Source organism: Thioalkalivibrio sp. ALgr3, from assembly GCF_000377325.1.
Taxonomy (GTDB): Bacteria; Pseudomonadota; Gammaproteobacteria; order Ectothiorhodospirales; family Ectothiorhodospiraceae; genus Thioalkalivibrio.
Genome location: NZ_KB897977.1, coordinates 293,503 through 317,321, shown reverse-complemented (window position 1 = coordinate 317,321; position 23,819 = coordinate 293,503). Strand labels below are relative to the sequence as shown.

The following is a 23,819-nucleotide window of genomic DNA, read 5'->3' as shown; positions in this document are numbered from 1 at the left end:
GCGGTCAGCTCGCGTGGTGGGTGGACGTGGCGCCGCGATCGAACGCCCCCTCGTACAGGCGCAGCAACGCCGGGATCACGAACAGTACCAGCACCGTGGCCACCGCCAGCCCGAACACGATCGAGATCGCCATCGGGATCAGGAACTGCGCCTGCACCGAGCGCTCGAACAGCAGCGGGGTGAGGCCCGCGATGGTGGTGACCGAGGTCAGGATGACCGCGCGCAGGCGCTGGCAGGAGGCCTCGATGATCGCCTCGCGCAGGGCCAGACCGCTCTCCCGCAACCCCTGGTAGAAGCTGACCAGGATGATGGAGTTGTTGACCACGATCCCGGTCAGGCCGAACAGGCCGAACATCGACAGCACGGTCAGCTCCACCCCGAGGATCCAGTGGCCCAGCAGGGCACCGAGGATCCCGAACGGGATGATCGCCATCACGATCAGCGGCCAGCCCCAGGAGGCGAAGACCCAGGCGAGGATGATGTACATCAGGCCCAGCGCCAGCACCAGGCCCGTGCGCATGTCGGCAAACGTCTCCTCCTGATCCGCCGCGCGGCCCTCGAAGGACCAGTCCACCCCGTGGCGCTCGGCGACCGCGTCCAGCGGACCGTCTTCCAGTGCGGCGCGGATGCGCGCGGCATTGTTCACCGAGCGGTCGACTTCGGTGGATACCTCGATTGCGAGGCGGGTATCGGCATGCCGCAGGGTCTCGAAGCCGGGACGGGATGCGAGTTCCGCCACGTTCTCCAGCGGGGTCAGCTCGCCGTCCGGCAGGCGGATCTGCAGGCGGTCCAGGCTTTCCGTCGCGTGGCGTTCGTCGTCGGGCAGACGCACGCGCACCTCGACCTCCTCCAGCCCGTCCTGATAGATCTGCGCCAGATGGCCGTCGTAGGCGTCGCGCAGCTGCGCGCCGAGCTGCTCCGTGGTCAGCCCCAGCGCGCGGCCTTCCGGCAGGATGCGGAAGGTCAGCTGCTCGCGGCCGAACGGGGTGTCGTCCTGGGTGGCGAAGGTGCCCGGGAACTCGTCGAACAGGTCGGCCACGTCCAGTGCCGCGTCCTTGAGGATATGCGGGTCATCGCCGGTCAGACGCACTTCGAGATCGCGCCCGGGCGGGCCGGCCTGACGCTCGTCAATAGAAAAGGTCTCGATGCCGGGGGCCTCGCGGACATTGTCCCGCCATGCCTGGATGAACGCCCGGTTACGCACCTCGCGGGCCTCCGGCGAGATCAGCTCGACCTGGATGTTGCCGAACTGGTCGCCCTGCGGGGCGTTGCCGTCGCCGGGGTCGATGCCGCGTCCGAGCCGGGTCACCGAGGCGCGCACCAGGCCGCCGCCGAGTTCCTCGTCGGTTTCCTCCAGCGCCTGTTCGACGTGGATGAGGAATTCTTCGACCCGTTCCGGCGGGGTGCCGGCCACGAAGTTCACGCCGGCATGGATGACCGTGCCCTCGGGCGAGGGGAAGAAGGTGAAGCCGATGCGTCCGGATGCCGCCAGGCCGATGGCCAGGATCACCGCGCCCACCGCCAGGGCGAGGGTGACCCCGGAGTGGTCCACGGCGTGCGTGACCGCACGGCGGAACGGGCCGTTGCGCAGGTTTTCGAAACCCCGGTCGAAGCGCGCCCGCAGGCTGCCGGCCGGCGGTTCCTCGAGGCGATCCATCACGCCCTTGAGATGGGCCGGAAGGATCAGGAAGGCGATCAGCAGGGTAGCCACGATCACGCAGATCACCACCAGCGGGATGTCGAACAGGATATTGCCGATGATCCCGCCGATCAGCATCAGTGGCATGAAGGCCGCGACGGTGGTCAGTGACGCGGCGACGACCGGACCGACCATGCGCTGGGCGCCCTGACGCGCCGCCCGACCGGCCGACAGGCCCCTCTGATGCAGGCTGTAGGCGTGCTCGGAGACGACGATGGCGTTGTCGACGATGATCCCCAGCGACATGATGAAGCCGAACAGCGACATCATGTTGATCGAGCCACCCACCAGCCACAGCACCACGAATGCGGCGGTGAAGGCGATCGGGATGCCGAGGGCGACGCGCAGGGCGATGTGGCGGTTCAGGAACAGGAACAGGATCCCGAGCACCAGCAGGAGTCCCCCGGCACCGTTTTTCAGCAGCAGGGTGATGCGCTCGGACAGCAGCTCCCAGAAGGCATCGGTCTCCTGGAGCTGGACACCCGGGGGCAGGGCGGGCCGGGTGCGCTCCAGCCACTGTTCGAGGATGCGCGCGGATTCCAGGGCGTCGCCGGTCTCGCTGCGCATCAGCTGCATCTCGATGGCCCGTGTACCCTGCGAGCGGACACGCACCTCACCGTCGCGGGGGCGCAGGTCGATGTCGGCGATGTCGCCCAGCAGCACCCGACCGCGTTCGGGGTCGCCCTGCAGCACCAGGCGTTCGAAGGACACGATGTCGCGAGCCTGTTCCAGGCTGCGCAGCTGTCGGGCGGTGTCGTCGCGTCCGACCGAGCCGGCGGGCATGTCGCGGCTCATGCCGGCGACGGCCGTGCCGATGTCGGCCAGGGTCATGTCCAGACGGTAGAGATTGAAGGCCGGCACCTGAATGGCCATCTCGTCTTCCGTGAGGCCGGTGAATTCGACCCGCGCGATGCCGGCGTCCAGCAGCTCGCGTTCGTACTGCCGGGCCAGGGTCCGCAGTTGTTCCGGGTCGTCGGGGCCGGTGATCAGCAGGCGCGAGACCGGTTCGTAGTTGATCACCTGATTGACGATCGGGGTCTCGGCATCGGCCGGCAGGTTGCGCTGCTGATCGACCCGGTCGTTGACCTGTTCCAGCGCATGCGACATGTCCGCGCCGGGTTCGAACTCCAGGGTGATGGTCGCCACCCCAAGCGCGGAGGTGGAGGTCATTTCGCGCAGGTCGTCGACCGTGCGCAGGTCCTGCTCCAGCGGGTCGGTGATCGACTGTTCCACGTCTTCGGCGGCAGCGCCCGACCACACGACCTGGACCGTGATGATGTCGAGATCAAAATCGGGGAAGAACTGCGAGTTCAGCTGGTTCAGGGCATAGGCGCCGGCCAGCAGCATCAGCGCGATCAGCAGGTTGGCGGCCAGGCGGTGTTCCAGGAACAGCCGGATCGGGCCGCGCCCGGCGGCGCCCTCCGGATCGCCCCCGGCCGGGGCGCCGCCCGGCATGGGTGCGCTGGTTTCACTCATCGCCGGCGTCCTGCGGCTGGAGGTCCGGGTCGCCTTCGCGCACGGCTTCGGCCGCGGTGGGCAGGTCCTCGCGGTCCTCGACCTCCACGCGCAGGCCATCCACCGCATTGGGCAGGCGGGTGGCGATCAGGACGTCGCCGGCCGACAGGTCCGGATTGCGAACCAGCGCCAGGGTGTCCCCGGCCTCGCTGCGGTATTCGCCCAGACGTTCGACGTTCAGGGACTGCAGGCGGCCGTCGATTACGCGGAACATGGTGTCGCGCCCGTACAGGGCCTCGAACGGAACGGCCAGGCTGTCGTCTTCCTCGGGCAGGCGCAGGTTCAGTTCAAGGAAGCGGTTCAGACCCAGCGAGCGCCCGCCTTCGCGGATCGCGAACACACCGTGCGAAGCGCTGGCGCCGGGCCGGGTTTCGCCTTCGATGCGGACCAGCTCGCTGGTGATCTCGCGGCCGCCGTTGCGGGCCGAGGCTTCCAGCGTTCTCCCCTCCGCCAGCAGCGCCTCCAGCCGCGGTTCCAGCGACACGGGAAGTCCGGCCCGGATCTCCAGGTCGTCGACGTCGAACAGGCGTACCAGTTCGTCGCCCACCCGGGCGCGTTCGCCCGGCGAGGTCCGGACCGCGGTCACACGGGCATCGAACGGGGCGCGGATCTCGGTGCGTTCCAGGTCCAGTTCGGCCTGTTCGGCCGCGGCCCGCGCCCGGTTCAGCCGGGCCTCGGCCCCGGCCAGCCGCATGGGGGCGTCGGCGATCGCCTGTTCCCGGTTCTGGATGGTGAGTTCGGCCTGCTGCAGCCGTTCCTGGGCTTCGTCCACGTCACTCTCGGATGCCATGTCGCGTTCGCGCAGGTTGCGGGTGCGTTCGAGGTTGCGGCGAGCAATCTCGCGCAGTTCGCGTTCGCGCACCAGGGCCTCGCGATCGAATCGCGCGCGCAGCTGTTCGCTTTCCAGCGCGCCTTCGAGTTCATCGACCTCGGCGCGCGCCTGCCGCAGGGCCAGGCGCGCCTCGGCGGGGTCGATCCGGATCAGGACGTCGCCCTTGGCGACCCGCTGGCCTTCGCGCGCGGAGACCCGGGCCACGTCGCCCTGTACTGCGGCTCGCAGGGTCGCGTCGTGGGCCGAGGCACTGCGCCCGTAGAGCATCACCGAGGGCTCATGGGTCCCGGGTTCGGCGACGAAGCCGCGCACCGGCCAGGCGCGTTCCTCGCCCTCGGGGGCGGGGGCCTCCGGGCCGGTGGCGCGCAGGATCATGAATCCGGCCACGCTGAGCGCGACGATCAGTACGGGGATGAGGGCACGGCCGACTCGCGGCATGACACGGGACATGCAGTTCTCGCTCGGGTCCTGGGCTGGATGGGGCGCGGGCCTGATGCCCGGGCCTTGGAGACGGTGCACCGGATGAAGTTCCCGTCCGCGGGAGACCGGTATCAGTGTCTCCTGATATGGCCAATCCTAACATCGGCGGCACGAGGGCCGCAGGCGTGGGGAATGCCTTTCTCAGGCCAGGTTATAGCGATGCAGCTTGCGCCACAGGGTCGTACGGTCGATTCCGAGACTGCGCGCGGCCCGCGAGCGGTTGCCATTATGAGCGGCAAGGGCCTGACGCAGGCGCCGCGCCTCTTCGGACTCCCTCGGGGATACCTGCGGGGCCGCGTCCGTGGGGGGCCCTTCCGGGAAAGCCGTTGCCGGGGCGGCGGCCTCCGGCTGTGGTGAAACGGTCCCGGGAGGGCGGCCTTCGGGCAGGGGAAAATCCTCCACGCGACCGTTGACCGCGTGCAGCTGGAGGCAGGCGAACACGTTCTCCAGTTCGCGGAAATTGCCGGGCCAGGGGTGGGCTTCCAGTTTGCGCCTTAACGCCGGCGCCAGCTGCAGCGCGTGTTCCTCGACGAAGCGGTCGAGGGTGGCGGCCAGGTCACGCGGCCGGGTCCGCAGGGGCGGCAGCTCCACCGTGGCGACAGCCAGGCGGTAGAACAGGTCGGCGCGGAACTGTCCCGCATCCACGCGGGCCTGGAGGTCCTGATTGGAGGCGGAAAGGATGCGTACGTCCACCTGCCGCGTGGTGTTCTCGCCCACGCGTTCGAACTGTCCGTCCTGCACCGCGCGCAGCAGCTTGGCCTGCAGACGCAATGGCAGTTCGCCGATCTCGTCGAGGAACAGGGTACCCCCGTGGGCGGATTCGAAACGGCCCTCGCGATCGCTCACCGCGCCGGAAAAGGCCCCGCGCACATGGCCGAACAGCTCCGATTCCAGCAGCTCGTCGGGGATGGCCGCGCAGTTGACTTCGACGAAGGGTCCGGCGGCACGCGGGCTCCATTCATGGATGCCCCGGGCCAGTCGGGTCTTGCCGGTTCCCGATTCGCCCAGCAGCAGCATGCGAATGTCGCTGCCCGCCGCCCGGCGGGCGAAGACCATCTGGTGATGGCAGTCCGGATCGGCCGAACGGAACGCGTCCGGCAGCCCCTCCCCACGATTCATTTTCATGGCCTTCCTCTCCGGGAAACTCACCGGGAGTATGGCAGCGGCGTTGCAACGCCGCCACCGCTGTTGCAACAAAAAAATTTCTGCAGCAACAGATGCTTATATTCGAATTCCCGGGTAGCGCGTGTTGCAACACCCTGAGTGCGCGGTGTTTTTTTCACGAGGACAAATATCTGAAATTTAATAATATTCTAATATTGGCATTTCTCTTGCTTGTATCGGGGCGTGCTTTTCTCTACAACGAAAAAAGACCAACGGAACAGGCACGCTGTCGGGGAGGTGCGAATGACGCTCATGCGAACGGCCAGCCTGATGCTGTGTATGGTCACCGTGGCCGGCACGGCCGGTGCACAGACCGCCTGGACGCCGGCCCAGAGCCCGGGAACCACGAGTCCGGACCGTACCGGCATCCATGTCGCGCAGCCGCTCGCCGCGGAGCGCCATACCGTCAGCGGCACGGTGATCCCGTTCAGTGAAGTGACCCTGCGGGCGCAGTCGGGGGGCCGGGTGATCGCGGTTGAAGGGGTCGAGGGCGACCGCTTCGAGGAGGAAGAAGAGCTGGTCGCGATCTCCGACGATCGCCTCCAGGCTCAACGCCAGGCGGCGCTCGCCGAGATGCGCACCACCGAGGCGGCGATCCGCGAAGCACGCATGCAGTACGACCGCGAGGTCATTTCTCCGCGTTCGCAGGACATCGGGCAGATGCCGGGCATGGGCATGCCGTCGATGTTCGACCAGATGTTCACGCGCAACATGGGGCAGTTCATGGGATTCGGTGACCCGACCCTGGACCGCACCACGGATCTCTTTTCCCGCCACATCGGGGTCGATCAGGCCCGAGCACGCTGGGAGCAGGCCCGGGCCCGCGTCGAGGAGCTCGACGTCGCGCTGGAAGACACCCGCTCCCGCGCTCCGTTCGACGGGGTGATCATGCACAAGCACGTGGAACAGGGCGATACCGTCCAGCCCGGGCATCCTCTGGTCACCTTCGGGCACCTGGATTATCTGCGGGTGGAGGCGGCCGTTCCGGTTCGCCTGGTGCGTCAGCTGGACGTGGGCGACATCGTTCCGGTGACGCTCGACGGCCATTCGGAAGAAGTCAGCGCGCGGGTCTCGCGGATCTTCCCGCTGGCCGATCCGCAACGCCATACCGTGACCGTGAAGTTCGATCTGCCGCAGGAGGTCCGCGGCGGCCCGGGCATGTACGCCGAAGTGCATCTGCCGGGCGAAGTGACGCGCGAAGACCGGGTGGTGATCCCGGAGAGCGCGATCATTCCGGGCGGGGCCCTGCCGCGCGTGGCCGTGCTGGATGCCAATGACGAGGTGCGCATCCGCATGGTCCGGCTGGGGGCGTCGCGTGATGGGGGCGTGGTCGTGACCTCGGGGCTGGAGCCCGGAGCGCGGGTGTTGCAGCACCCCGGCGGCCGTCATTGATGCGCTTCGAACACGGACAATGACAGGACGTTCGCGCCAGACATGAGCGATCAGGAACCTCGCAATCAGGAACGGCCCGGCGGTCACGCGACCGATCCCGGCATCGCCGGGCGCATGGCCCGCGCATTCGTCCATTCGCCGCTGTCGCCGCTGCTGCTGCTGGCCAGCATCGCGATCGGCATCCTCGGCCTGATCGTGACGCCACGCCAGGAAGACCCGCAGATCTCGGTCCCGATGGTCGACATCATGGTGGAGTATCCGGGCGTACCGTCGGAGCAGGTGGCCAGTCTGGCCGCGCGGCCGCTGGAACGCCTGATGAGCGAGCTCTCGGGGGTCGACAACGTATATTCGGTGTCGCATCGCGGCGAAGCCATGGTCACCGTGCAGTTCGACGTCGGCGAGGAGATGGAATCCTCGGTGGTGAAGGTCCACGACAAGCTGATGTCGAATCGCGACCTGATGCCCCCTGGCGTCAGCGAGCCGATGGTGAAGCCCAAGGGTGCGGATGACGTGCCGGTGGTCACGCTGACCTTCTGGTCGCACGAGGTCGATGACGCGATGCTGCGCCAGATCGCCCTGGACGCGAAGCAGCAGCTCAACGAGGTACCGGACACCGCGCAGAGCTTCGTGGTCAGTGGCCGCGAGGAAAAGCTGCGCATCGAGGTGCGGCCGGAACGGCTGGAAGGTTACGGGGTTACCCTGGATCAGATCGCGGGCGCGGTGCGGCAGGCCAATTCCGAACGCGGCGCGGGCGCGATCGAGGCGGGTGGGCGACACATGTCGGTGCACACCGGCTCGTTCCTGACCAGTGCCGAGGATGTCGAACGCCTGCTGATCTCGGTGGAAGACGGTCGCCCGGTCTATCTGCGCGACGTGGCCGACGTGAGTTATGGCCCGGGGGAGGTGGATCGCTTCGTGCGTCACTATTCCGGCCCGGCCGCCGAGGCACCCGATGCCGCACCGGAGGGTGCGTCCGCCGTGACCCTCGCGATCGCCAAGAAGCCCGGCAGTAACGGGGTCACGGTCGCCAATGGCGTGCTCGAACGCCTGGAGCGCCTGAAGGGCTCCGCCATCCCCGACAACGTGGGCGTCGAGATCTCGCGCGACTACGGCAAGACGGCCAACGAAAAGGTCAATGAGCTGATCTTCAAGCTCTTTGTCGCGACCTTCGCGGTGACTCTGCTGGTCGCGCTGTTCCTCGGGCTGCGCGCCGCGCTGGTGGTGCTGATCGTGATTCCGGTGGTGATCCTGTTCACCGTGTTCAGCGCGTGGCTGCTCGACTACACCATCGACCGGGTGAGCCTGTTCGCGCTGATCTTCGCGATCGGGATCCTCGTGGACGATGCCATCGTCGTGGTGGAGAACATCTACCGCCGCTGGCTGATGAAGCGCGGTCTGGATGCCGAAACCAACGTGGACGCGGTGCGCGAGGTCGGCAACCCGACGATCCTGGCGACCTTTACGGTGATCGCGGCGCTCCTGCCCATGGGCTTCGTCTCCGGGATGATGGGTCCCTACATGCAGCCGATCCCGGTTCTGGGATCGGTCGCCATGCTGTTCTCGCTGGTCGCGGCCTTCGTGTTCACCCCGTGGCTGACCCAGCGGCTGCGCCCGAGCATGTCCTACCTGGAGAAGGCCACCGAAAAGGAACACCGGCAGGCCGAGCGGCTGGGCACGTTCTTCCGCCGGGTGATCCCCGGGCTGGCGGACAATCCCGCCCGGGGCTACGCCTTCCTGGCCGGGATCGTGGTGGTGTTCTTCCTGATGGCCAGCCTGTTCTACACCACGGATGTCCGGGTGAAGATGCTGCCGCTGGACAACAAGCCCGAATTCCAGGTGATGATCAACTTCCCCGAGGGCACGGCGCTGACCGAGACGGCCTCGCTCAGCGAAGCGATGGTGGCGGAACTGCGGGAGTTTGAGGAAGTGACCGGGCTGCAGGCGTATGTCGGCACTGCAGCGCCGTTCAATTTCAATGGTCTGGTGCGTCATTACTACCTGCGCCAGGACCCCTGGCTGGGCGACATCCAGGTTCAGCTGGTGGACAAGGGCGATCGTGCGCGCTCCAGCCACGAGATCGCCACCGAGGCCCGTGAGCGTCTGACACCGCTGGCCCGCGAGGCCGGCGCGCGCATCGAAGTGGTGGAGATGCCGCCGGGGCCCCCGGTCCTGCAGTCGGTGGTCGCCGAGGTTTATGGCCCGGATGCCGATACCCGGCGTCAGGTCGCGCGCGACCTGGAAGAAATGTTCCGCGGGGCCGAACACGTGGCCGACGTCGACAGCTTTCTGCAGGCCCCGCACGACGTCTGGCATTTCGACGTGGACCGTGACAAGGCCCTGCGCCGCGGTGTCACCGTGGAGACCGTGAACCAGACGCTGGAGACCGCGATCGGTGGCCGGGTTCTGGGCGACATCAAGGCGCGTTCGCTGGTGGAGCCGCACCTGATCGAGCTGCGCCTGCCACGCCCCACGCGCTCCGATATCGGGCGTCTGGAACAGCTGCCGGTGGCCTCGCAGCATGGCGGGATGGTCAGCCTGGGCGAGCTGGGCCGGTTCGTCGAGCGCCCGCAGGACGAACCCATCTATCACAAGAACCTGCGGCCGGTGGAGTATGTCACCGGCGAAGTGGTGGGGCGTCTGGCGGCGCCGGTCTACGGGATGCTCGAGGTGCAGGAGCAACTCGCCGATTACGAGCTTCCCGACGGCAGCCGGGTGCAGCCGCACTGGCTGGGGCCGCCGCCGAATGACGGGTCCACGGCGTTCGAATGGGCCGGCGAATGGACGGTCACCTACGAGACCTTCCGCGACATGGGCATCGCGTTCGCCATCGCCCTGATTCTCATCTACATGCTGGTGGTCTGGGAGTTCGGCAACTTTGTGCTGCCGGGCATCATCATGGCCCCGATCCCGCTGACCCTGATCGGGATCATTCCGGGCCACTGGCTGTTCAACGCCGAATTCACCGCGACTTCGATGATCGGGTTCATCGCCCTGGCAGGGATCATCGTGCGCAATTCCATCTTGCTGGTCGATTTCGGCCGCCAGGCGGTGGATCAGGGACATGACGTCCGCGAGGCGATGATCCTGGCCTGTCAGGCGCGCACGCGGCCCATCATCATCACCGCGCTGGCGCTGCTTGCCGGTTCCAGCGTCATCCTGTTCGATCCGATCTTTCAGGGCATGGCGATTTCGCTGATGTTCGGGACCATCGTGGCCACGCTGCTGACCCTGGTCGTCATCCCGCTGGGCTGCATCTCCGGACGGCGCGCGTTCTGTCCCGCTTCGCTGGAAGACGGCGACGGCGCCAGCGGCTCCGGTTGTGCCGCTCCGGGCAGTGGCAGTGCCGGGACCGGCCGTGACGACAATCCCTTCGGCCCGGCCGAGGGCGGACCGGTCACGCGCGCAGTCCAGTATCTCGGGTTGTATCTGCGCTGCCTGGCCGCTGCCTTCGTCGAGGGCATGCGCGACCTGTTCCTGGCCTTGCTGAAGCTGGTGCGCGGGCGTTTCGGGACGCGCCCGGGGCCCGGGCCGGGCGGTGGCCCGGGATCCGGCGGTTCTGGCTCGGGCTCCGGGCCTTCTCCAGCCCCGTCGTCCGGTCCGGCGTCGGGTCCCCCCGCGTCGGGGGCCCCGGACGCCCCCTCCGGCCGTGAAGCGGACGCGGTCGCGAACGCCGAATCTGCGCCGGACGACGGGCATGAGCCGAAGGAGCGAGATACGGAGGCGCCGCGGAAATCCGGCAGCGATCCCCGTTCCGCCGGATCGGAGAATGCCGGGCCGAGTGTGACGGCGGAACAGAAGTTGGACTCGGGGGAAGATGGCAATGAAACGTCTTCCTCGGGGGCGGGCCCCGGTGCACGCCAGTCGGGTGGCCGCCGACGCCGGGGTATTCGGCTGAAATGAGCAATCACTGAAAGAACCTCAAGGAGGTTAATGATGAAGAAGCGATTCAACGCACGCATGCTCGGTCTGGCCATGGCCGGCGCCGCAGTGGTCTCGATGTCCGTGCTGGGCGCGGCCCAGGCGGAAGAAGGGAACCAGGGCGCTCAGGGGCAGCCGATGGCCCAGCATGCTCCGGTTCCCGGTCCCTGGGGCCAGCCGGGTCCGTATGGACAGGGCATGGGCGGGCATCAGGGCGGCGAGATGATGCAGCGTCGCGATGCCTCCGGTGACTTCAGCTTCGGCATGTCCGGGCGCAGCCACGGGCAGGGCTACGGCCAGGGCCGCGGTCATGGCTACGGTCACGGTTATGGCCCGGGCTATGGTCCCGGCTATGGGTACGGGCCCGGTCATGGTCCCGGCTACGGCTACGGTCCGCAGCAGGGCCATGGCCCCGGCATGATGCACGGCCCTGCGTACGGGCCCGGCCATGGTGCCGGCATGCGCGGTCCCGCAGGCCACGGCCAGATGCAGGAATTCGATCCCGAGAATCTGCCGGAGGACATGCCGGAAGAGATGCGCGAGCGCATCGAGAAGATGCATGCCGAGCGGCAGGAACGCATCGAGGAAATGGAAGCCATGCGCGAGGCCCGGATGGAGGCGATGAAGAAGGGTCGCCAGGCCTACATGGAGGAGATGGAACGCCAGCGCGAGATGCGCATGGAGCAGATGGAAGAGCGTCGCGACTCGGGGAACTACTGAGCGCCGGGTGACGCATGGGAGCGAGGCGAATGGCGTTCGTAGGTGACGGCATGCAGCGGGGAGCAACGGCGGGGCGGAGCGTCCTGCTGGTCGCCCTGGTGACGGTCGGGGTGATGGTGGCCGCTGCGGCTGCCGAGGCCCGGGAACGTCACAATCCGTGGCATGCCGGACCGCCATCCGCGGCCGATGCGGGAGAGCCGGGAGGCTTCTCCCGGGGCGAACCCCGGTCGGCCGGATCGTTCCCTCCGCCGGACTACGATCCGGCCCGGCGGGGACGCGAGGAGCGCTCGCGCGTTCCCGCAGGTGAAGCACGCCCGGCTCCGGGGATGTCGCCCTACGGTTACGGGTTCGGTCCGTATCCGTATGGCGGCCACCGGGGACCGGGGGCAAGTGAACCGGGCATGTCGGGGTACGGATTCCCGTTCTTTGGCGGCCCGGGCGCATGGGGACCCTTTTCGGGGCCCTGAATCACCTGCCTTCGGGCAGGGTCCGGTGCGTGATCGCCCTCCGCGCATCGGTGGCAGAAATGGGAGGGCATGTCTCCGATAGGAGGAGGTAACACTATGAGCAAGTTTCTGAAAGCAGCCGTTCTTGCGGCATCCATGGCCGGTCTGGCCGCTGCCCCGATGATGGCTTCCGCGCAGTGGGGCGGGCCGGGCTATGGTGGTCCGGGCTACGGGGCTCCCTACGGTCCCGGTTATGGCTACGGCCCCGGCTACGGTGGCATGCCGTTCTTTGGCGGTCCGGGTTACGGCCGCGGCCACAACATGGGCGACATGTTCGGCGACATGATGGGCGATTTCGACTTCTCCGCCCGCGGTCGCGGTCATGGTCACGGCTACGGTCACGGCCGTGGTGACGGCTACGGCTATGGTCGTGGTCATGGCTACGGTCCCGGCTACTATGGCCATCCGGGCTACGGTTACGGCCCCGGCCACGGCTATGGCCCGCAGCAAGGTATGCCGCAGCAGGGCATGCCGCAGCAGGGCATGCCGCAGCAGGGCATGCCGCAGCAGGGCATGCCGCAGCAGCAGCAAGAGCAGTGATCTGCTCGCACGGGCTCGCCCGTGCATGATCGGCTGCCCGGTTCGCCGGGCAGCCCGTTTTAGAATTCAATGGATCCGGGAGCCGCAATGCTGACCGTGGTGGCCAACCTCAAGGGCGGAACGGGCAAGAGCACCGTCGCTTTCAATCTCGCGCTCTGGCTGCTCGCGAAAGGGCACCGCGTACAGGCCGTGGACCTGGATCCGCAGGGGACTCTCGGCGATGTCCTGGAAGTGCGGCAGGAGGAGGGGTACAGCCCCGCGCTCCCCGCCACGACCGATGCCGATGTCGCGCTGGGTCGGCAGGGGGAGTTCGATCACTGGCTGGTGGACGTCGGGCCCTCCGCCATGGACACCCTGATGCGGGCGGTCGCCGCGGCAGACCGGGTGCTGATCCCGGTGCCGCCGAGTCAGGCCGACGTCTGGTCCACTCACCGTTTCGTGCGCGAGATCCAGGAGCGTCGGACCGATCGTGACAGCGGTCCCGGCATCGAGGTGTTCATCAATCGCGCCGACACGCACCAGTTCGTGCGCGAGACCGAGGAGACTGCGGAGGCCCTGCAGCAGATCGAGGGTATCCGTTTTCTGCGCCCTCGGCTGAAGCAGCGCACGGCCTTCCGGCGGTCGTTCAGCGAGGGTCTCGCGGTGAACGAGCTGGAGCCTTCCGGCAAGGCGGCGGAGGAGCTGGACCGACTGGCCCGGGCGATTTTCGGACAGGAAACGAGGTGACAAATGGAATCAGGTGAAGACAAGCCGCGCCACGGTTTCATCAATCGCTACTGGGTGCTGATCGTGATCGTCCTCTGGTTGATCGCCTGGTCCGCCCGTGACTGGCTGGCGCCGGCCGAGCCGGAGGACCCGCCCGCGGAGTCCGGCGTGGTCCTGGAGGAAGAGCCTTCTGCCGAGGACCAGGAAGCTGCCCGGGAAGAAGCTGCTCGGGAAGAAGCGGACAGGGAAGAAGCGGACAGGGAAGAAGCGGACAGGGAAGAAGCCGCCAGGGAAGAAGCCGCCAGGGAAGAAGCCGTGGAGGAGCCGGTGGAGGTCGAGGCGCTGCTGACCGAAGCACGGGAGACGTACTGGCGCGAGGGTGCCGCAGCCGCGTTGACCGTCCTCGAAGGCGGGCTGGAAACGCAGGCGTACGAAAGCCGGGAACGGGCGGACATCCTCGGGGAACTGGGCAATCTGCAACACGCCACCGGCGACGTTGAAGCCGCCATGGGCAGCTGGGATCGGGCGCTGGAGAAGCTTCCGGAGGGCGAACGCCGGGCGATGATGGCCCCACTGCGTCCGATCTATTCCCGGCATCATCCGCAAGGGGCGGACCACCTGGAACGGTTCCGCTGAGGTTTGCGGCACCCTCCACATCACGTGTGCTGTAGTCACCGACCGGAGGAACGATGGGTGCGAAAGACAGGCCAGCTGACGGCGACAGTCAGTATTACGAGGTCAAGGAAGAGGCGGACGATGCGCAACGACGGGCCCGGCGACTCGAACTGATCGTCTATGCTTCCCTGGTCGCATTCGTCGTGCTGGCGGTGTACGGTTTCTGGTTGATCACCAGCCTGACCCGGGACGTGTCACAGCTGACCGAGGAGATCTCCTCGATGACCCGGGTGGTGGACCGCGACATGTCGGCGATTGTGCGCCACATGGAGGCGATGGAGGGCCGCATGGTGGACATTGCCGGGTCCACGGCCGAGATGGAGCAGAGCGTTGCGTCCATCAGCGAGGACACCGGCCGCATGAGCACGGACATCGGGTCGATGACCCGGGATACCGAGGTGATGGCCGGGTCCGTGATCGGCATGCAGCGCGACATGTGGAGCCTGAATCGCAACGTGGGCGGTCCCATGGGTATGATGAACATGTTCAACCCACTCTCGGGGCAGGGCGGTCCCTATCCGGGGTCGGGCGGTCCCTACCGTCCGCCGTCGGCGCCGCGCTAGCCGTGCGCGCGGTCTGCCCGGGCCCGAACCAATACGGAGATCGGAATGTTCAATCGACCTGGCAGCCGCGTCCGCAAGCAGCTCAAGCTCCTGAGTGACCGTCTGGCGGAGGAAAACCCGGTCCTCGAGGGCGTGGTCAATCCGTTCCGGGAGCTGGATCGGGTCGGATATGCCTCGGGCCTGCTGGATCCGGAAGAAGAGTCCTACGCCTTCACCATTTCCTGGTGGCCGATGATCTCGGTCCTGGGGACCTTCTCCTCGGGCAAGTCCACGTTCATCAACGAGTTCGTGGGCGATACCGTGCAGCGCAGCGGCAGCCAGGCGGTGGACGACAAGTTCACCGTGATCTCCTACGGCGGCAGCGAACGGGTGCAGGAACTCCCCGGGCTGGCGCTCGACGGAGACCCGCGCTTCCCGTTCTATCGGGTCTCCGACGAGATCGAACGCATCACCGATGGCGGCGGGCGCACGGTGGATCATTTTCTGGCGATGAAGACCGCGCGCGCGGAGCAGCTGCGGGGCCGCATCCTGATCGACTCGCCCGGGTTCGATGCCGACGAGCAGCGCACCACCATCCTGCAGCTGACCGACCACATCATCGATCTGTCGGATCTGGTGCTGGTGTTCTTCGACGCACGGCACCCCGAACCCGGCGCCATGCGCGACACCCTGGAACACCTGGTCAACCGGGTGGCCGAGCGCAACGACTTCACCAAGCTGGTCTTTATCCTGAACCAGATCGACACGACCTGGCGCGAGGACAACCTCGAGGAAGTCGTCGCGGCCTGGCAGCGCGCGGTGGTGCGCCAGGGGAATGCAACCGGGCGTTTCTACTGCATCTACAACGAAAGCGGCGCGGTGGAGATCGGCGACGCGCAGGTGCGCGAGCGCTACGAGGAAAAATCCGCGCACGACCGCGAGGAGATCCACGCCAAGATCCGCGAGATCAGTTCTTCACGGTCGTACCGGATCATCGGGGCCCTGCAGGCGATCGCCGAATCCATCGAGATGGACGCCCTGCCGGCGATCAAACGCAGTCTGGATCGCTGGCGGCGCCGTGTACTGCAGTTCGACGCCGGCATGATGGGGGTGCTGGTGGCGGTGCTGGCCGTGATCGGCTATCAGGCGACCGACGGTGTCCGCCCGTGGATCGATGGCCGGGTGTGGCAGACCCTGCTGGACAACCCGTGGTGGACGTCGCTGGGGGTGGTGCTGGTTCTCGGCGCGCTGGGCGGCATCCATTTCTTCAACCGTCGCTGGCTCGCACGGCGGATTGCACGCGAACTGCCGAAGGAATCGGCGGCCGGGAACTGGCAGGCGGCCTTTCTCAAGAGTACCCGGCCGATGCGTTCGCTGTTTGCACGCGGGCCGCGCGGTCTGGGGCGGCGGAGCCTGGCACGGCTGCATCGCCTGCGTGATCAGGCCGAGGCTTACATCCAGAAGCTCAACAACCAGTTCGTGGACGCGAGCCCCGTGGACCCCGGCAGTGGCCGGGCCTCGGCGGCGGATGTTCATCGACCGGCGGAGGCGGCCGAACGGCGGCCGGCGCCGGAATCCGGGCCGGGTCAGGAGGGTGCGGCCGAGGGCAGTGATGCAGGGAGCAGCGGAACGCGGTAGGCTTCGGTCGGCTTGAGCCGGTGCCTGTCTGCCGCCGACAACAAGCGAATCGGTCACCGGATGCGCACGGACCGCGTGCCATCCGCACCGAAGGAGGAGAGCAATGACCGTACTGGCGTGGGTCATGTTTGGGCTGGCAATGATTCTGGTACCGATTTCGGTCTGGGCCAGCCTTGCCGCCCTGGGTGTTTGCGCGGGTTGCGCCCTGATTCGGGACTGGCGACGAGCGCGCCAGGGCTCCGGACACTGAAAATCCGCACTTCACGCCATTCGGAGCCGGGTGGTGCAGGGGGCGCCACCCGGCTTCGCCATGTATAACAACAGGAGGAAAACTCAATGAGCGACGAACAGAAGAAAATGGCCATCATCGCGACCAAGGGCAGCCTGGACTGGGGGTATCCCCCGTTCATCCTGGCCTCGACCGCAGCGGCCCTGGGCTATGAGTGCGAGATCTTCTTTACCTTCTACGGCCTGAAGCTGCTGGAGAAAAAGCTGGATCTTCAGGTGACCTCACTGGGCAATCCCGGCATGCCCATGCCGATGCCGATGCCGGTTCTTGTGCAGGCCCTGCCGGGGATGCAGAAGATGATGACCGTGATGATGAAGAAGAAGATGAAGGCGAAGGGCGTCTCCGATCTGGAGGATCTGCGCGAGCTGTGCCAGGAGGCCGAAGTGCGCATGATCGCCTGCCAGATGACGGTGGACCTGTTCGAAATGGACACCAGTCACTTCATTGATGGCGTGGAATATGCCGGGGCGGCGGCGTTCTTCGAGTTCGCCGGAGATTCCGACATCTGCCTGTTCATGTAAACGGGCGGGGCGTTCGCGCCATCCGGGCCCCGGAGCCGAGCTCCGGGGCCTTTTTGTTGGCGGGGTTCACGTCGCATTCGTCGTGCCCGCGGACCCGCAAAGCCTGCGTGAGTCGTTATACTCTGCGGCCATGAAACGACTGCATCCCGATTCCTTTCCAACCCTCGAGGATTTCGTCGGCAACACGCCGCTGGTGCGCCTGCAGCGCCTGGCTGCGGATCTGCCGTCGACCGTGCTGGTAAAGCTCGAGGGCAATAACCCCGCCGGTTCGGTCAAGGACCGGCCCGCGGTCAACATGATCCGTGCCGCCGAGCAGCGCGGCGACATCCGTCCCGGCGATACCCTGATCGAGGCCACCTCCGGCAATACCGGCATTGCGCTGGCGATGGCGGCCGCGATCAAGGGCTATCGCATGATCCTGATCATGCCGGACAACATGTCGGCCGAACGGCGTGCGTCGATGAAGGCCTATGGCGCCGAGCTCAAGCTGGTCACGCGCGAGGAAAGCATGGAAGGGGCGCGCGACCTCGCTCAGCGCATGGCGGACGCGGGAGAGGGCTTCCTGCTCAACCAGTTCGGCAATCCCGACAATCCCGATGCGCATTATCAGGGCACCGGGCCGGAGATCTGGCGCGACACCGAGGGCACGGTCAGCCATTTCGTGTCTTCCATGGGGACCACCGGGACCATCATGGGAGTCTCGCGGTACCTGAAGGAGCGCGATCCGGAGATCGAGATCGTCGGCGTGCAGCCGGGAGAAGGGGCTTCCATCCCGGGGATCCGGCGCTGGCCCGAGGCCTATCTGCCGACGATCTTCGAGGCCGCGCGGGTGGACCGCACCGTGGACGTGACCCAGGAAGAAGCGGAGACCACCATGCGCCGGCTGGCGGCAGAGGAAGGCATCTTTGCCGGGGTGTCGTCCGGCGGCGCGGTGGCGGCCACCCTGAAGCTCGCCGCACAGGTCGAAGGCGGAACCTTCGTGGCCATTATCTGCGATCGCGGCGACCGCTACATTTCCACCGGCGTCTACCCCGACTGAGGCTGGCATGTCCGCTCCCGTACTGGTTTTTGACCTGGAAACGGTGCCCGATATCGAGGGCGCGCGCCGGCTGTACGACTTTGATGGCCTGACCGACCGGGAGGTCGCGGATGCGCTGTTCGCGATGCGCCGAGCGCAGACCGGCTCGGAATTCCTGCGCCATCCGCTGCATCGCATCGTGTCCATCGGGGTGCTGTACCAGGGCGGGGAAGCGCTCAAGCTGTCGGCCTTCGGCCGCGACGGCGAGGACGGGCACACGCCGGACGAGGCCGAGCTGCTGCGCCAGTTCTTCGGCGTGATCGACCAGCGTACGCCCACGCTGGTGAGCTGGAACGGCAGTGGCTTCGACCTGCCGGTGCTGCACTACCGCGCGCTGGTCAATGGCGTGCAGGCGCCGCGTTACTGGGAGCAGGGCGACGACGACCGCGAGTTCCGCTACAACAACTACCTCTCGCGATTCCACTGGCGCCATGTCGACCTGATGGACGTGCTCGCCGGCTTTCAGGGCCGCGCGGTGACCGGACTGGACACCATGGCCAGCCTGCTGGGTTTCCCCGGCAAGCTGGGTATGGACGGCTCCATGGTCTGGCCGGCATGGCGTGACGGCCGGGCCGGCGAGATCCACGACTACGTGGAGCACGACGTGCTCAATACCTACCTCGTGTGGCTGCGCTTCGAGCACATGCGGGGGCACCTGACCGACGATGCGCTGAAGTCCCGCCAGGACCAGCTGGCGGATTACCTGGCCGCCAGCCCGGCGGAGCATCACCTTGAATTTCTCGAAGCCTGGCGGGGCTGACGGCATGGGCAAGAAGATCGACCGCACACCGTTCGAGGCCGTGATCGAGGACGTTACCCTCGATGGCCAGGGCGTGATCCGGCGTGACGGCAAGGCCTGTTTCGTGCACGGGGCACTGGCCGGCGAGCGGGTGCGCGCGGTGCAGACCGGGCGCAAGCGCCGTTTTGATATGGCTGAAGTGGTGGAGGTGCTGGAGCCCGCGGCCGGCCGGGTGGATCCGCCCTGCGCATTCTTCGGTCTGTGCGGCGGCTGCAAGCTGCAGCACGCCTCGATCGACCTGCAGCGCGAGATCAAGGAACAGGCCCTGTTCGATGCGCTGGAGCGGATCGGGCACGTGACGCCCGAGGCGCGGTTCGAGCCGCTGACCGGGGCGACCCTGGGCTATCGGCGAACGGCCCGGCTGGGCGCGAAGCATGTCCCGAAGAAGGGCGGGACCCTGGTCGGGTTTCGTGAACGGGGCAGTCCCTATCTGGCGGAGATGGACCACTGCGAGGTGCTGCATCCGGCGATGGGGCACCGCATCCGTGCGCTGCGGGAGCTGCTGGACGGCCTGCAGGCGCGTGACCGGATCCCGCAGATCGAGGTCGGCGTGGATGACGACGACCGCGTGGCGCTGGTGTTTCGTCATCTCGATCCGCTGGCCGATGCCGATCGGGCGCGGCTGGCGGCCTGGGCCGAGGAGGAACGGATCGGCGTGTTCCTGCAGTCGGGCGGGCCGGAGACCGTGGTCCATCTGGCGGGGCCGGATGCCCCGCTGGTCTACCGGCACCCGGATTTCGGCGTGGAGGTCGGTTTCACGCCCATGGATTTCGTCCAGGTCCACCCCGAGGTCAACCGTGCCATGGTGCGCCAGGCGGTGGCCGCCATGGAGCTGGAGCCGGAGCACCGGGTGCTGGACCTGTTCTGCGGGCTGGGCAACCTGACCCTGCCGCTGGCGACCCGGGCGGCCGAGGTGACCGGGGTCGAGGTGGATGATGCGATGCTCGCGCGGGCAGCGGACAGCGCGCGCGGGCAGGGGATCGACAACACTCGCTATGCCCGCGCCGACCTGGACGACGCCGAGGCACTCTCGCGGGCCGACTGGCTGCACGAGGACTGGGACCGGGTCCTGCTCGATCCCCCGCGCACCGGGGCGGCCGCCGCCGTGGAGGCGCTGGGCCCGCGCCGGATCGAGCGCATGGTCTACGTGTCCTGCAACCCGGCGACCCTGGCCCGTGACGCCGAACGTCTGGTGCATCATCATGGCTACCGGCTGGAACGGGCCGGGATCATGGACATGTTCCCGCACACCGCGCACGTGGAATCCATGGCCGTCTTTTCCCGGGCCTGAGGGCGCGGCCGGATCGCGTGGTAACTCCAAGGAGGCAGTGAATGCTCGAGATCGTGAAAAGTGGCGGCTGGCTGATGGTGCCGATCCTGCTGTGTTCGGTGCTGGCCGTGGCGATCATCCTGGAACGTTTTATCTCGCTGCGGCGAGGGCGAGTGGTACCGCAGGGCCTGCTGGCGCGCGTATGGGAACAGATGCGCGAACACGGCCTGTCGATGGAGGACATCGAGCGCCTGCGTGAAAATTCCCCGCTGGGGGCCGTGCTGGCCGCGGGTCTGGCGACCCATGACCGTACCCGCCAGATTACCCAGGAAAGCATCGAGGAGGCGGGCCGGCGGGTGGCCCATGAACTCGAACGCTACATGAACACCCTCGGCACCATCGCGATGATCACGCCGCTGCTGGGGCTGCTGGGCACCGTGGTCGGCATGATCGAGGTCTTCACGGTGGTCACCGAGATCGGCGTGGGCAGCCCGCGGGATCTGGCCGGCGGCATCTCGCAGGCGCTGATCACCACCGCCACCGGCATCGGGATCGCGATTCCGGCGCTGATCTTCCATCGCTACTTCCGCGGCCGGATCGACGAGCTGGTGCTGGAGATGGAGCAGGAAGCCACCAAGCTGGTCGAGATCATGCACGGCGAGCGCAGTGCCAGCAGCGTCGAGGCCGGAGGCCGGGCGTGAAGTTCCGCCCGCCCACACAACGCGAGGAGCCCGGCGTCAATCTCACGCCGCTGATCGATGTGGTGTTCCTGCTGCTGATCTTCTTCATGGTCTCCACCACGTTCGACCGGCACGCCGACATCGACATCACCCTGCCATCGGCCGACCGGGAAGCGGAACAGGTGGACGATCGCGCCTGGATCGACATCGTGGTGGACGCCGACGGCCGTTATTTCGTGGACGGGCGGGAACTGGTGAACCGTCGGGCCGAAACCCTGGAACAGGTGCTGGGCGAAGTTCTCGAGGCCCGCGGCGATGACCCCGTGGTGATCCGCGCGGACGCCAGTGCCAGTCACCAGTCGGTGGTGCGGGCGCTGGACGTGGTGGGCCGCCTCGGTGTCAGCGCGGTGTCGATCGCGACACTGGGTGATGACGGCCGGGCGGCGGACGACTGAGCGGCATGTACACGACCGAACCGGGATATGGGGCCGGACTGGCGGGAGTCTGGAGCGCGGTCGGGCGGGACTGGCGCCGCGGTGACCGGGCACGCGCGCTGGCGCGGCTGGGGTTCCTCAGTCCGCCGGAGGACCGTGGCCGCCTGATCTGGATTCGGGCCGGGGCCGACCCCGAGAGCCTGCGCCTGGGGATCGAACTGCTGGGATTCGTGCGCCACAAGCGTCAGGACGTGCGCCTGGTGCTGACCTTCGAGCGCGACTGCCCCGAACTGTTCGAACAGCACATGCAGCCGTTTCGCAAGGTGGGCGTGGGGTACGGCCCCTGCGATCGGCCACGGGTCGTGCGCCGCGTGCTGGACCGCTTCCAGCCCGCGGGCATCATCCTGGCGGGCGGCGTGACCCCGCCCAACTTGCTGGAAGCCACACAGGCCCCGGTGATCGCGGTGAACGCGGCACCGCCGGCGCGGCCGGCGGCGCGGGGTCTGGAGCTGGCCTGGCCCCGCGATCCGGAAGAGAGCCGGCGCTGGAATGAGCACGCCGGCGACGGCGGTGCCGCGCGGTGGCTGGAACCGGCGGATCCGATGGCGCGTTTCGTCGAAGCGCAGGCGGATGTGGTCCTGCGCTCGCTGGTGGGTGGGGAGGTACGCCGGCTGTGGTGGTGGCACGGCACTGCGGCCGGCTGGCCGGCCTGGCGCGCCGCCTGGGAGGCCTCCGGTTTCGGGGAGGAGGATATCCTGCTGGCCAGCCTGGAAGAGGACCCCGGTCACCCGCTGCCGGGGCGTTCACTGCGGGTGAGCGAATGGGATCGCAATGCGCTCGCCCCCGGAAATGTCGTGCAGCTGGACGACCCGCGCTGGTTCGCCGCGGCGGCCAGCGCGGCGCAGGCGGTGCATCTGGATGCCCCGGGATCGCGGGTGCTGTGGCAGGCGCTTGCCGGCGGGACCGCGGTCAGTCTCGGGCGCGAAGGGACCCTGGAACTGCCGGTGGAGGTGCACGCCGATCCGCAGGCGGTGCTGGCCCGCTGGACGGCGTTGCGCGACGATGCCGCCGTCCGCCGGCAGCTTGGGGATGCCGCCCGCCGCCGGTTCTGGGACGAGCGCCGGCGTGTGGATGACCATTTCGAGACGCTACTGGCCGAGGTCTGGGACTGGTGAGCCCGTCGCCGGGGAACGGAGGCCACGCATGAATACCGCCTGGCTGAGTCGATGGTGGTGGCGGCACTGGAGCCAGCGCGGCCCGGTGGCCGCGACGTTGTATCCCCTTTCGCTGGTCTATGCCGGTCTTGCGGAATACAACCGCATGCGCCTGGAAGAGATCCGCCGGAATACCCGACTGCCATTGAAGGCCGTGATAGTGGTCGGGAATCTGACGGTTGGCGGCAGCGGCAAGACCCCGATGACCGACTGGCTGGCGCGGCGTCTGACGGAGGCGGGTTATCGTCCGGGGATCGTGTCCCGCGGCTATGGCCGGCGTGGCGAGGCGGGGCAGGCGGTGCATCCGGATTCGGATCCGGCCGAGGTCGGGGACGAGCCCGTGCTGCTGGCCCGACGGACCCGGCTGCCGGTCCAGGTGGACCGCGATCGCGTGCGTGGCGCACGCGCGCTGGCCGACCGCGGCGCGGACGTGGTGATCGCCGATGACGGCATGCAGCACCATCGACTGCCGCGTGATCTGACCGTGTTGATGGTGGACGGGCGACGGGGCCTCGGCAACGGCCTGTGCCTGCCGGCCGGCCCGCTGCGCGAGCCGAAGGCGGCACGTGCGCGGGCCGATTTCGTCGTGCGGACCGGTGGCGAGGCCGGCGCCGACGAAATCCCGATGCACCTGGTCCCGGCCTCGCGCCTGCGGCGGGTGGACGGCAGTGACGAGACCATGCGCCCGAGGCTTCTGGGCGGGCAGGAGGTCCACGCGGTCGCCGGTATTGCCGACCCGGAACGTTTTTTTTCCATGCTGGAGCAGCGCGGCATCTACGTGATCCGGCACCCGTTTCCGGACCACCATCGCTTTCGCGCGCGTGATCTGGCGTTTGATGACGACCTGCCGGTTCTGATGACCGAGAAGGATGCCGTAAAATGCCGGTCGTTCGCGCAATCCCGCCACTGGTACTGGCCCGTGGCGGCCAGCCTTCCAGCCACTTTCGAGTCGGCCCTGCTGCAGCGTCTCAGGACCAGCATCCGGCTCCGCCATCTGGGGTAAGTACAACATGGACAACCGCCTTCTCGACATCCTCGTCTGCCCGGAGACCAAGGGCCCGCTGAAATACGACCGCGAGAATCAGGAGCTGATCTCGGTTCAGGCCGGTCTGGCGTACCCGATTCGGGACGAGATCCCGGTGATGCTGGTGGACGAGGCCCGGCGCCTGTCGGACGAGGAAAAGGAACGCTGGCGCGACGTCTGAGGG

20 protein-coding genes are annotated in these 23,819 nt (G+C 67.6%); 17 read left to right on the top strand and 3 right to left on the bottom strand.

Annotation, left to right across the window (positions count from 1 at the left end; all coding sequences use genetic code 11):
• Positions 1 to 4 precede the first annotated feature (4 nt).
• From C998_RS0104135 to C998_RS0104125, 3 genes are all read right to left on the bottom strand, one after another.
• Positions 5 to 3,175 (bottom strand): efflux RND transporter permease subunit, encoded by a 3,171-nt coding sequence (locus C998_RS0104135; protein ID WP_018869593.1) that lies wholly within the window; start codon positions 3,173 to 3,175, stop codon positions 5 to 7.
• Positions 3,168 to 4,484, bottom strand: coding sequence for an efflux RND transporter periplasmic adaptor subunit (locus tag C998_RS0104130; RefSeq protein WP_018869592.1), 1,317 nt, complete (start codon positions 4,482 to 4,484; stop codon positions 3,168 to 3,170). Before C998_RS0104130 ends, C998_RS0104135 begins: the two co-directional genes overlap by 8 nt.
• Positions 4,485 to 4,667: 183 nt before the next feature.
• Positions 4,668 to 5,651 (bottom strand): sigma-54-dependent Fis family transcriptional regulator, encoded by a 984-nt coding sequence (locus tag C998_RS0104125; RefSeq protein WP_018869591.1) that lies wholly within the window; start codon positions 5,649 to 5,651, stop codon positions 4,668 to 4,670.
• Between the two features lie 282 nt (positions 5,652 to 5,933).
• Here C998_RS0104125 and C998_RS0104120 point away from each other — a divergent pair, with 282 nt between their 5' ends.
• The 17 genes from C998_RS0104120 to C998_RS0104040 all read left to right on the top strand — a co-directional run bounded on the left by C998_RS0104120 (position 5,934) and on the right by C998_RS0104040 (position 23,816).
• Positions 5,934 to 7,082 (top strand): efflux RND transporter periplasmic adaptor subunit, encoded by a 1,149-nt coding sequence (locus C998_RS0104120; RefSeq protein WP_018869590.1) that lies wholly within the window; start codon positions 5,934 to 5,936, stop codon positions 7,080 to 7,082.
• A 42-nt stretch (positions 7,083 to 7,124) separates the two neighbouring features.
• Complete coding sequence (locus C998_RS0104115) at positions 7,125 to 10,982, top strand: efflux RND transporter permease subunit (RefSeq protein ID WP_018869589.1); 3,858 nt, start codon at positions 7,125 to 7,127, stop codon at positions 10,980 to 10,982.
• A gap of 33 nt (positions 10,983 to 11,015) precedes the next feature.
• Entirely contained in the window at positions 11,016 to 11,720 is a 705-nt protein-coding gene (locus C998_RS0104110; protein ID WP_018869588.1) for a hypothetical protein, read from the top strand.
• Between the two features lie 563 nt (positions 11,721 to 12,283).
• Positions 12,284 to 12,766 (top strand): sulfur globule family protein, encoded by a 483-nt coding sequence (locus tag C998_RS0104105; RefSeq protein WP_018869587.1) that lies wholly within the window; start codon positions 12,284 to 12,286, stop codon positions 12,764 to 12,766.
• An 87-nt stretch (positions 12,767 to 12,853) separates the two neighbouring features.
• Complete coding sequence (locus C998_RS0104100; protein WP_018869586.1) at positions 12,854 to 13,492, top strand: AAA family ATPase; 639 nt, start codon at positions 12,854 to 12,856, stop codon at positions 13,490 to 13,492.
• A 3-nt stretch (positions 13,493 to 13,495) separates the two neighbouring features.
• Complete coding sequence (locus tag C998_RS0104095; protein WP_018869585.1) at positions 13,496 to 14,107, top strand: hypothetical protein; 612 nt, start codon at positions 13,496 to 13,498, stop codon at positions 14,105 to 14,107.
• Positions 14,108 to 14,160: 53 nt separating this feature from the next.
• Entirely contained in the window at positions 14,161 to 14,709 is a 549-nt protein-coding gene (locus tag C998_RS0104090; RefSeq protein ID WP_018869584.1) for a hypothetical protein, read from the top strand.
• A 45-nt stretch (positions 14,710 to 14,754) separates the two neighbouring features.
• Positions 14,755 to 16,326: a dynamin family protein gene (locus C998_RS0104085; RefSeq protein WP_018869583.1), complete on the top strand. Its 1,572-nt coding sequence runs from the start codon at positions 14,755 to 14,757 to the stop codon at positions 16,324 to 16,326.
• 336 nt (positions 16,327 to 16,662) lie between these two features.
• Positions 16,663 to 17,136 carry a DsrE/DsrF/DrsH-like family protein gene (locus C998_RS0104080; RefSeq protein ID WP_018869582.1) on the top strand — a complete coding sequence of 158 codons (474 nt, stop codon included), beginning with the start codon at positions 16,663 to 16,665 and terminating at the stop codon, positions 17,134 to 17,136.
• A 130-nt stretch (positions 17,137 to 17,266) separates the two neighbouring features.
• On the top strand, positions 17,267 to 18,175 hold the full coding sequence (gene cysM / locus C998_RS0104075; RefSeq protein ID WP_018869581.1) for a cysteine synthase CysM: 909 nt from the start codon (positions 17,267 to 17,269) through the stop codon (positions 18,173 to 18,175).
• 7 nt (positions 18,176 to 18,182) lie between these two features.
• Positions 18,183 to 18,974 carry a 3'-5' exonuclease gene (locus C998_RS0104070; protein ID WP_018869580.1) on the top strand — a complete coding sequence of 264 codons (792 nt, stop codon included), beginning with the start codon at positions 18,183 to 18,185 and terminating at the stop codon, positions 18,972 to 18,974.
• Between the two features lie 4 nt (positions 18,975 to 18,978).
• Positions 18,979 to 20,304: a 23S rRNA (uracil(1939)-C(5))-methyltransferase RlmD gene (gene rlmD / locus C998_RS0104065; RefSeq protein ID WP_018869579.1), complete on the top strand. Its 1,326-nt coding sequence runs from the start codon at positions 18,979 to 18,981 to the stop codon at positions 20,302 to 20,304.
• A gap of 41 nt (positions 20,305 to 20,345) precedes the next feature.
• Entirely contained in the window at positions 20,346 to 20,984 is a 639-nt protein-coding gene (locus C998_RS0104060) for a MotA/TolQ/ExbB proton channel family protein (RefSeq protein WP_018869578.1), read from the top strand.
• Positions 20,981 to 21,418 carry a biopolymer transporter ExbD gene (locus tag C998_RS0104055; protein ID WP_018869577.1) on the top strand — a complete coding sequence of 146 codons (438 nt, stop codon included), beginning with the start codon at positions 20,981 to 20,983 and terminating at the stop codon, positions 21,416 to 21,418. Before C998_RS0104060 ends, C998_RS0104055 begins: the two co-directional genes overlap by 4 nt.
• Positions 21,419 to 21,423: 5 nt before the next feature.
• The gene (locus tag C998_RS0104050; RefSeq protein ID WP_018869576.1) at positions 21,424 to 22,572 is read left to right on the top strand and encodes a glycosyltransferase N-terminal domain-containing protein; all 1,149 of its coding nucleotides are present in this window, start codon (positions 21,424 to 21,426) and stop codon (positions 22,570 to 22,572) included.
• A 28-nt stretch (positions 22,573 to 22,600) separates the two neighbouring features.
• Positions 22,601 to 23,614 (top strand): tetraacyldisaccharide 4'-kinase, encoded by a 1,014-nt coding sequence (lpxK, locus tag C998_RS0104045; RefSeq protein ID WP_018869575.1) that lies wholly within the window; start codon positions 22,601 to 22,603, stop codon positions 23,612 to 23,614.
• Positions 23,615 to 23,621: 7 nt separating this feature from the next.
• Complete coding sequence (locus C998_RS0104040; protein WP_018869574.1) at positions 23,622 to 23,816, top strand: Trm112 family protein; 195 nt, start codon at positions 23,622 to 23,624, stop codon at positions 23,814 to 23,816.
• Positions 23,817 to 23,819 lie beyond the last annotated feature (3 nt).

Bases quoted from the DNA above. Each gene is read 5' to 3' on its own strand.
- C998_RS0104135 (WP_018869593.1), bottom strand. From the start codon at position 3,175: ATGAGTGAAACCAGCGCACCCATGCCGGGCGGCGCCCCGGCCGGGGGC.
- C998_RS0104130 (WP_018869592.1), bottom strand. From the start codon at position 4,484: ATGCCGCGAGTCGGCCGTGCCCTCATCCCCGTACTGATCGTCGCGCTC.
- C998_RS0104125 (WP_018869591.1), bottom strand. From the start codon at position 5,651: ATGAAAATGAATCGTGGGGAGGGGCTGCCGGACGCGTTCCGTTCGGCC.
- C998_RS0104120 (WP_018869590.1), top strand. From the start codon at position 5,934: ATGACGCTCATGCGAACGGCCAGCCTGATGCTGTGTATGGTCACCGTG.
- C998_RS0104115 (WP_018869589.1), top strand. From the start codon at position 7,125: ATGAGCGATCAGGAACCTCGCAATCAGGAACGGCCCGGCGGTCACGCG.
- C998_RS0104110 (WP_018869588.1), top strand. From the start codon at position 11,016: ATGAAGAAGCGATTCAACGCACGCATGCTCGGTCTGGCCATGGCCGGC.
- C998_RS0104105 (WP_018869587.1), top strand. From the start codon at position 12,284: ATGAGCAAGTTTCTGAAAGCAGCCGTTCTTGCGGCATCCATGGCCGGT.
- C998_RS0104100 (WP_018869586.1), top strand. From the start codon at position 12,854: ATGCTGACCGTGGTGGCCAACCTCAAGGGCGGAACGGGCAAGAGCACC.
- C998_RS0104095 (WP_018869585.1), top strand. From the start codon at position 13,496: ATGGAATCAGGTGAAGACAAGCCGCGCCACGGTTTCATCAATCGCTAC.
- C998_RS0104090 (WP_018869584.1), top strand. From the start codon at position 14,161: ATGGGTGCGAAAGACAGGCCAGCTGACGGCGACAGTCAGTATTACGAG.
- C998_RS0104085 (WP_018869583.1), top strand. From the start codon at position 14,755: ATGTTCAATCGACCTGGCAGCCGCGTCCGCAAGCAGCTCAAGCTCCTG.
- C998_RS0104080 (WP_018869582.1), top strand. From the start codon at position 16,663: ATGAGCGACGAACAGAAGAAAATGGCCATCATCGCGACCAAGGGCAGC.
- cysM (WP_018869581.1), top strand. From the start codon at position 17,267: ATGAAACGACTGCATCCCGATTCCTTTCCAACCCTCGAGGATTTCGTC.
- C998_RS0104070 (WP_018869580.1), top strand. From the start codon at position 18,183: ATGTCCGCTCCCGTACTGGTTTTTGACCTGGAAACGGTGCCCGATATC.
- rlmD (WP_018869579.1), top strand. From the start codon at position 18,979: ATGGGCAAGAAGATCGACCGCACACCGTTCGAGGCCGTGATCGAGGAC.
- C998_RS0104060 (WP_018869578.1), top strand. From the start codon at position 20,346: ATGCTCGAGATCGTGAAAAGTGGCGGCTGGCTGATGGTGCCGATCCTG.
- C998_RS0104050 (WP_018869576.1), top strand. From the start codon at position 21,424: ATGTACACGACCGAACCGGGATATGGGGCCGGACTGGCGGGAGTCTGG.
- lpxK (WP_018869575.1), top strand. From the start codon at position 22,601: ATGAATACCGCCTGGCTGAGTCGATGGTGGTGGCGGCACTGGAGCCAG.
- C998_RS0104040 (WP_018869574.1), top strand. From the start codon at position 23,622: ATGGACAACCGCCTTCTCGACATCCTCGTCTGCCCGGAGACCAAGGGC.